Origin of the sequence: Xanthomonas sp. LMG 12460 (genome assembly GCF_009192895.1) — a bacterium.
GTDB classification, from domain to species: Bacteria; Pseudomonadota; Gammaproteobacteria; order Xanthomonadales; family Xanthomonadaceae; genus Xanthomonas_A; species Xanthomonas_A sontii.
The window spans coordinates 1-8,576 of sequence record NZ_NKUH01000052.1; the positions used below are offsets into that span (position 1 = coordinate 1).

Consider the following 8,576-nt stretch of genomic DNA (forward strand, 5'->3'; position numbering starts at 1 on the left):
CACTTCGGTGGCCACCACGGCGAAACCGCGGCCCTGCTCGCCGGCCCGGGCGGCTTCCACCGCGGCGTTGAGCGCCAGGATGTTGGTCTGGAAGGCGATGCCGTCGATCACCGAAATGATGTCGCCGATCTTCTTCGACGAGGCTTCGATGCCGCTCATGGTCTGCACGACCTGGCCGACCACGTCGCCGCCCTGCGAGGCGACCGAGGCCGCGCCGGCGGCCAGCTGGTTGGCCTGGCGCGCACGTTCGGCGTTCTGCTTGACGGTGGAGGTCAGCTCTTCCATCGACGCAGCGGTTTCCTCGAGGCTGGCCGCCTGCTGCTCGGTGCGGCGCGACAGGTCGTCGTTGCCGGTGGCGATCTCGCTGGCCGCGGCATTGATGCTGACCGCCGCGGTCTGGATGCGCGCGACGATCGCGGCCAGTTGCTCGGTGGTGGCATTGGCGTCGTCGCGCATGGTGGCGAACACGCCCTGGAACTGGCCGTGCATGCGCGCGGTCAGGTCGCCGGCGGCAATGGACTGCAGCAAGGCGGACAGCGCCTGCAGGTTGCCGTCGGCGGTGGCCATCAGCTGGTTGAGGCTGTCGACCATCAGGCGGAAGTCGTACTGGAAGCGCGCGGCGTCGCCACGCACGCTGAAGTCGCCGGCCGCGGCGGCGCCGGCCAGGTGCTTGATCTCGGTGTTCATCGCGGTCAGGTTGTGCTTGACCGCGTCCATCGTCTCGGTGAGGCGGGCTTTCTCGCCGGGCAGGCGGTCCATGTTCTCGGACAGGTCGCCGATGGCGTAGCGGCCCATGATCTGCGCCAGGCGCTCGGTCACGGCGATGTGCGCGGCGGCCAGGGCGTTGCTGTCGCGGACCATGCGCCCGTAGTCGCCGGGGAAGCTGCTCTCGTCCATGCGATAGCTGGTCTGGCCCACGTCGTGGCGCCGCGCCATCTCGGTCTGGGCGGCCAGCACCTCGCGCAACTGTTGCTGCATGCGCTGCATGTCGGCCAGCAGCCGCCCGCTTTCGTCGCGGCTGGGCACCACGATGCGGGCGTCGAGGCGGCCCTCGGCGATGTCGGCGGCAACGCCGGCGGCGCGGCGCACGTTGCGGGTCAGGGTGATCAGGGTATGCGCGCAGATCGCCGCGATCAGCAGCGTCAGCACGCCGAGCCCGGCCACCGCGGTCCACATCGCCTGCAGCGAGGCGTCCAGATGACGCTGCGACTGGCGCTGCAGCGCCTGCAACGCGGTGGCGCTCAGCCCGTGCAAGGCCTCGTCCCAGCCATGCAGGGCCGCGTTCCAGCGCTGATCGGCATCGGCGCTGTTGCCGTCCAGGGCCTGCGCCAGTTGCGGCAGGGCGCGATCGGCGACGGCGGCTTCGGCGGCGACGGATTGGGACAGGGCCGGATCCGGCTGTTCGAGCAGGCCCAACGCCTTCTTCAGCTCATGCCGCAGGCGGCCCTGATCGCGGGCCAGTTCGGCGATCTGCGCGCGCAGGACCGGGGTGTCGGCGCCGGCCTGCGAGGGGTCGCGCATCGCGTCCAGCCGGGTCAGGGTCTGGCTGGTCACCGGGGCGTAGATCAGGCTGCTGACCACCAGGTGGTAGCTTTCCACGTAAGGCGTATAGACCAGCTGGCTGTCGTCGCGCAGGGCGTCCAGCGCGTCGTCGGCCTGGTCGGCGACCGCCGCGAAGTCGCTGCGCCTGGTCTGCAGGGTCTGCTGCAATTGCGCCAGCGCCGCCGTGCTGCGCTCGAAGCCGGGCAGGGCCGGCACGGTCCGCTGCAGTTCGCGCAGCGCCCGGTCCGCGGTGTCGCGCGCCTGCGCCGTGTCGGCGAGGGCGCCGACCTGTTCTTCCTGCAGGGCCGCCAGCAGCCGCAGCATCTCGCGCAATGGCGCGTAGCTGCGCAGCTCGGCGCGGCTGACCTCCACGCCGTCGCTGAGGGTGCGGGTGTACAGCAGCAGGGGAATGGCCAGCCCGATCAAGGCCAGCACGCCGATCAGGCTGAGCTTGCGCGCAATGGGGAGATCGTGCCAGACCCGCAAACGCGAGCGGCGGTCGGAGGCGGGCGGAGCGGCGTGGTTCGCGGAGTGCGACGTCATTGCGCGGGTCTCTGGGGGAAAGCGAAAGAAGGCATGCGCTCGCGAGCAAGCGCATGCGATGGGAATGTAGGGGGGGCGGACAGCGATCGAACTTCGCCGGGCGAAGACGCGCGCATGCGAGGGGATCGCCAGCGCTCGGCCGAATCGGGCAGATCTTTAGCGGCGGCTTGAGACAAAGATTGAATCTGTGATCTCGGCGGAGTTACGCGGCCATCAGGGTTGTGGCGCCCATGTGAGGAAAGGAGTGGGCAGGACATACGCGCTGCGGCGCGCTGCGGATGCAGCGCCGATGCAGGAGCTGCGCGATCTGCAAACGGCCGCACGATTCCGGGATGTGCAGGCCTGTCGAGAAGGCTGCGGGAACCGCGGTGACCGGCGCGTGTTGGCATGTCCTCGCTCGGTCCATTCGCCGATGGACGTGCCGCGCCGCTGTCGCTGGTGTCGCCTGCAGTGGGCGTGATCCGGCCGTGCCGGGCTGGCATCGAGGTCGGGCGAGGCAGGGGCAGTGGGGCGCTGGCGCGCCGTGGCAGGCAGGCGATGGTGGCGAGGAGGCGCGGGGCGATGGTGGCGCGTATCGAGCGCCCGTCGGGACAGCCGGCGTTCGATCAGGCAGGGGATGGCGGAATGTGCCGCTGGTGCAGGCGAGGTGGCCAGGCCGTGTGCGCCTGGCCACCGTGGCCTCAGAACTCCCGCCAGGCGTCGCCGTTGCTGGCGGCGGCCACGACCGTGCGACGTGCCGCCGGTTGGGGCGCGGCGCCGGCTCTGCTCGCGACCCGCGACGCCGGCTTGGCAGATACCGCGCGGCCGGCGGCCGGCGGCGCGATCGGGGCGACGCGGTCGATCTTGAACAGCGCGACTGCATCGCTGAGCTGCACCGCCTGTTCTTCCATCGAACGCGCGGCGGCGGTGGCTTCTTCGACCAGCGCGGCGTTCTGCTGCGTGGTCTCGTCCATCTGGGTGACGGTCTGGTTGACCTGCTCGATGCCGGCGGACTGCTCCTGCGAGGCCGCCGAGATCTCACCCATGATGTCGGTGACGCGCTGTACCGAGGCGACGATCTCGCTCATGGTGCGGCCGGCCTGGTCGACCAGCACCGAACCTTCGGTCACGCGCGTGACCGAATCGTCGATCAGCCCCTTGATCTCCTTGGCGGCATTGGCCGAGCGCTGGGCCAGGGTGCGCACCTCGCTGGCGACCACGGCGAAACCGCGGCCCTGTTCGCCGGCACGGGCCGCTTCCACGGCGGCGTTGAGCGCCAGGATGTTGGTCTGGAAGGCGATGCCGTCGATGACCGAGATGATGTCGGCGATCCTCTTCGACGAGGCCTCGATGCCGCTCATGGTCTCGACCACCTGGCCGACCACCGCGCCGCCCTGCGAGGCGACCGAGGCGGCGCCCACTGCCAACTGGTTGGCCTGGCGCGCGTGCTCGGCATTCTGCTTCACGGTGGAGGTCAGCTCCTCCATCGACGCGGCGGTTTCTTCCAGGCTCGCCGCCTGCTGCTCGGTGCGGCGCGACAGGTCGTCGTTGCCGGCGGCGATTTCGGTGGCAGCGGCATTGATGCTGACCGCCGCGGTCTGGATGCGGCCGACGATGCCGGTCAACTGGTCGGCGGTGGCGTTGGCGTCGTCGCGCATGGTGGCGAACACGCCGTGGAACTCGCCTTCCATGCGCGCGGTGAGGTCGCCTGCGGCGATGGCCTGCAGCAAGGCCGACAGCTTGCCGAGGTTGCGGTCGCTGACCTCCATCATCGCGTTGAGATCCTGCACCATCAGCCGGAAATCGTGCTGGAAGTGCGCCGCATCGCCGCGGGCGCTGAAGTCGCCAGCGGCGGCGGCCGCGGCCAGACGCTTGATCTCGGTGTTGATCGCCAGCAGGCTGGCCTTGGCCGCATCCATCGATTCGTGCAGCACCGCACGACTGCCGGGCAGGCGGCGCGCGTCGCGGCGCAGGTCGCCGTTGGCGTATTCGTTGAGCACGCCAATGGCATCGACGATGGCGTCCAGGTGCTCGAACATCATGGTGTTGATGCCCTTGCTCAGCTCGCCGTAGACGCCCGGGAAGTCCTGCGGCATGCGGTGGGACATATCTTTGTCGGCATGCAGTTCGATCATCAGCGCGGTTTCGCTGGAGAAGCGCTGCAACTGGGTCTGCATGCGGCCCATCGCGACCAGCAGGCGGCCGGGTTCGTCGCGCGCCTCGGTGCTCACGTCGTTGTCCAGGCGGCCGTCGGCGATGGCTTCGGCGGCGCGGGTGGCGCGGCCCAGCGGCCCGGTCAGGCTACGGGTGATGGTCCAGCCGAGCAGGCCGCTGACCAGCAGGACGGCGAGGCCGCCGGAGATCAGGACGATACGGCCGCGTGCCATCGCTGCCGAGGAGATCGCATAGGCCTCCCGGCTCAAGCGCCGCTGCAGATCGGCATTGGCGCGGATCGCCGCCTGCTGCTTCTCCATCGCCACCGCGGCATCGCCCAGCAGCAATGCCTGTGCCTGGGCGTTCAGGTCCTTCTCGCCCAGCGCCAGCACCTGATTGTTGAGTTGCACCGACTGCGCCCGCGTGCGCTCGATCGTGGCCATGGCCTGGCGTTCGGCCGGGGTCGCCGGCATCGCCGACAATGCATCCTGCGCGGCCTTGTAGCGCGCCCGGTTGCGCTGCACGATGTCGATCATCTTCTGGTTGGCTGCATCGCCATCGACGATGGTGATGGACAACAGCCCGATCTGCACGTTGGTGTTCGCATCCAGCATCTCGTTGGAGAGGCGCACCTTTTCCATGTTGCCGTTGACGATGCTGTCCAGTTCGCGATGCGCCCTGGCCATGGTCAGCAGCCCCATGGCGACCAGTACACCGGACAACAGGATGAGGATGCCGAACGCCATGCCCAGGCGCCGACCGACGTTGTAGCGTTGCAGAAGTGCGTTCATAGCCGACCTTTGGGGGACAGAAGGAGTCGGGTCGCACGCGCTGGCAGGCCAGCGTTGCGGCGCCTCGTGGCGATGCGCTGCCACCCCATGGATATCGACATGGCGGCCAGGAATTGAGTGGTGTGCGGATCCTTGTTGGCAGGCAGTTAGGAAGCTGTCTGCCTTCCGACGCGTGTTGGTCGGCGAAGGCAAAATCCGACGTAGTTCCGACATGCGTCGGCGTGTAATGCGCCGAGCTATGGTTCGCGTATTGCAGGAATGCGCAGACGCGTACGGGCTGCGCTGCGAACGCCGGGCGTTACCGCCGGGACCGGTCGCCATGCCGGCGGCATGGCGACCGTACGACTCAGAACTCCTGCCAGTCGCCGCCGACCGCGACCGCGGTGCGCTTGGCGGGCTGCCGCTGCGGACGCGCCGTCACCTTGGCCGCACGCGGCGCGTTGACCGTGGCAGGCGGCGCCGTTGCCGCACGCACGCCGGCGTTGTCGATCTTGAACAACGCCACGGTGTCGCTGAGCTGGCCGGCTTGTTCCTCCATCGAGCGTGCGGCGGCGGTGGCTTCTTCCACCAATGCGGCGTTCTGCTGAGTGGCCTCGTCCATCTGGGTGACGGTCTGGTTGACCTGCTCGATACCCGATGCCTGCTCCTGCGAGGCCGCCGAGATCTCGCCCATGATGTCGGTGACGCGTTGCACCGAGGCCACGATCTCGCTCATGGTGCGGCCGGCCTGATCGACCAGCGCCGAGCCCTCGGCCACGCGCGCGACCGAGTCGTCGATCAGCGTCTTGATCTCCTTGGCGGCGCCGGCCGAGCGTTGTGCCAGGGTGCGCACTTCGCTGGCGACCACGGCGAAGCCGCGGCCCTGGTCGCCGGCGCGCGCCGCTTCCACCGCCGCATTCAAGGCCAGGATATTGGTCTGGAAGGCGATGCCGTCGATGACGCTGATGATGTCGGCGATCTTCTTCGACGAGGCCTCGATCCCGCTCATGGTCTGAACAACCTGGCCGACCACGTTGCCGCCCTGTGAGGCCACAGAAGCCGCGCCCACCGCCAACTGGTTGGCCTGACGCGCGTGCTCGGCGTTCTGCTTGACCGTGGAGGTCAGTTCCTCCATCGATGCGGCGGTTTCTTCAAGGCTCGCCGCCTGCTGCTCGGTGCGGCGCGACAGGTCGTCGTTGCCGGCGGCGATCTCGGTCGAGGCCGCGTTGATGCTGACCGCCGCGGTCTGGATGCGACCGACGATGCCGGTCAGCTGTTCGACGGTGGCGTTGGCGTCGTCGCGCATCCGCGCGAACACGCCATGGAACTCGCCATCCATGCGCGCGGTGAGATCGCCGGCGGCGATGGATTGCAGCAGGGCCGACAGCTTGCCCAGGTTGTGGTCGCTGACTTCCATCATCGCGTTGAGGTCCTGCACCATCAGCCGGAAGTCGTGCTGGAAGTGCGCCGCATCGCCGCGGGCGCTGAAGTCGCCGGCGGCGGCGGCCGCGGCCAGGCGCTTGATCTCGGTATTGATCGCCAGCAGGCTGGCCTTGGCCGCGTCCATCGATTCGTGCAGGACCGCGCGGCTGCCGGGCAGGCGGCGGGCGTCGCGGCGCAGGTCGCCGTTGGCGTATTCGTTGAGCACGCCGATGGCGTCGACGATGGCGTCCAGATGCTCGAACATCATGGTGTTGATGCCCTTGCTCAACTCGCCGTACACGCCCGGGAAATCCAGCGGCATGCGGTGGCTGATGTCCTTGTCGGCATGCAGTTCGATCATCAACGCCGTTTCGCCGGAGAAGCGCTGCAACTGCCGCTGCATCGCGTCCATCGCCAGCAGCAGGCGTCCCGGCTCGTCGCGGGCGTTGGTCGTGACGTCGTTGTCCAGGCGGCCGCTGGCGATGGCCTCGGCGGCACGCGTGGCGCGGTTCAGCGGCATGGTCAGGCTGCGGGTGATCGCCCAGGCCAGGAAGACGCTGACGACCAGGACGGCCACTCCACCTGCGATGAGCATGTTGCGGCCGCGCGCCATGGCGCGCGTTGCCGTGGCGTAGGCGTCGTGCGTCTGCTGTTCCTGCAAGGCGACGTTCTGGCGGATTTTCGCTTGCCACGCCAGCGTGGCCGGGCGCGAACGCTCGCTCAGCAGTGTCTGCGCCTCGGCGTTGCGCCCGGCGTTCGCCAACTCCATCACCTGATTGTTGAGGCCGCGCGCGATCTCGCGCGCGGCATCGATGTCGGCGCGCAATTTGACCACGCTGGCACTGGTTGCGGGAAACTTTTCCAGTTCGTTGCGCAGGTCGCTATAGCGTTGACGCTTATCCTTGATCTCGGCGAGCGCCTCTTTGTTGAGATCCTCGCTGGTCACCATGGACAGCGTGCCGAGTGCGACCAGGATGCTTGAGTTGGCATCGAGCATGCCGTTGCTGATCCGCATCTTCTCGACACTGACCTTGACGATGTTGTCCAGTTCATGGCGCGCGCCTGCCATGGATAAAAGGCCGGCCGCGACCAGCAGGCAGGACAGCAGGATCAGCAGGCCGAAGGCAGCGCCGAGGCGGCGTCCCACGTTGTAGCGTTGCAGAAAGGAATTCATGTCGACCTCTTCGTTGACGGTGTCCCTGGCACGTCCAGGTCCTTGTCCCTACAGGCTCCGGCGGCATGTGCGTGGCCGGAGTGGCGAGCGTGGCGGTCAGAAAAGTGAAGAAAGAAACCCAATATCTTGCTGTACACCATGTTTTGCCGTCGCTCGAAGGTGATATCGGCGTAACGGCGTAGTTCTGGATGCGTCGTTGGTCGTAAGGCGATTCCCGACGCTGTCTGATTCATTTCCCTACACGCCTCCTCAAGCGGTGAGCGGCTGCCACTGGGTGCCGATCGCGTCGGCGATGGCCTGCGCGTTCGGTTGAGGCGCCTGCGTGGCATGCGACGTTGCAGCGGTGGCCGAATGGCCGGCCACCACCGCGGCGATGAAGGCCGGGGCAGGGGCGGCATGCACGGCGTGCTGTTCCACCCGGAACACCGCCACCGCGTCGCTCAGCTGCGCCGCCTGGTCCTCCATCGACCGCGCCGCCGCCGTGGCTTCTTCGACCAGGGCAGCGTTCTGCTGGGTGCTCTCGTCCATCTGCGTGACGGTGCGGTTGACCTGCTCGATGCCGGCGGACTGCTCCTGCGAGGCGGCGGAAATCTCGCCCATGATGTCGGTGACGCGGCCCACCGAGGCCACGATCTCCTGCATGGTCTGGCCGGCGCGCTGTACCAGTTCCGCGCCGGTGGCGACGCGGCCGACCGAGTCGTCGATCAGACCCTTGATCTCCTTGGCGGCGTTGGCCGAGCGTTGCGCCAGCACCCGCACCTCGCTGGCCACGACCGCGAAACCGCGGCCCTGTTCGCCGGCGCGTGCGGCTTCCACCGCGGCGTTGAGCGCCAGGATGTTGGTCTGGAAGGCGATGCCGTCGATCACCGAAATGATGTCGGCGATCTTCTTCGATGCGGTCTCGATGCCGCTCATGGTGTCCACCACCTGACCGACCACCGTTGTCTCTTTCGCTGTCCGCAACGGCCGCGCGCCGCGCCAGCTGGTTGGCG

3 protein-coding genes and 1 pseudogene are annotated in these 8,576 nt (G+C 68.3%); all 4 read right to left on the bottom strand.

Annotated features, from left to right (window positions below; genetic code table 11):
• Positions 1–2,085: methyl-accepting chemotaxis protein (locus CEK66_RS11890; protein WP_152237050.1), on the bottom strand; the 2,085-nt coding region annotated here is incomplete at its 3' end.
• A gap of 680 nt (positions 2,086–2,765) precedes the next feature.
• The gene (locus CEK66_RS11895; protein WP_152237051.1) at positions 2,766–5,009 is read right to left on the bottom strand and encodes a methyl-accepting chemotaxis protein; all 2,244 of its coding nucleotides are present in this window, start codon (positions 5,007–5,009) and stop codon (positions 2,766–2,768) included.
• A gap of 346 nt (positions 5,010–5,355) precedes the next feature.
• Positions 5,356–7,584: a methyl-accepting chemotaxis protein gene (locus CEK66_RS11900; RefSeq protein ID WP_152237052.1), complete on the bottom strand. Its 2,229-nt coding sequence runs from the start codon at positions 7,582–7,584 to the stop codon at positions 5,356–5,358.
• A gap of 249 nt (positions 7,585–7,833) precedes the next feature.
• Positions 7,834–8,576 (bottom strand): annotated as a pseudogene (locus CEK66_RS11905) (methyl-accepting chemotaxis protein); the annotation flags it as partial.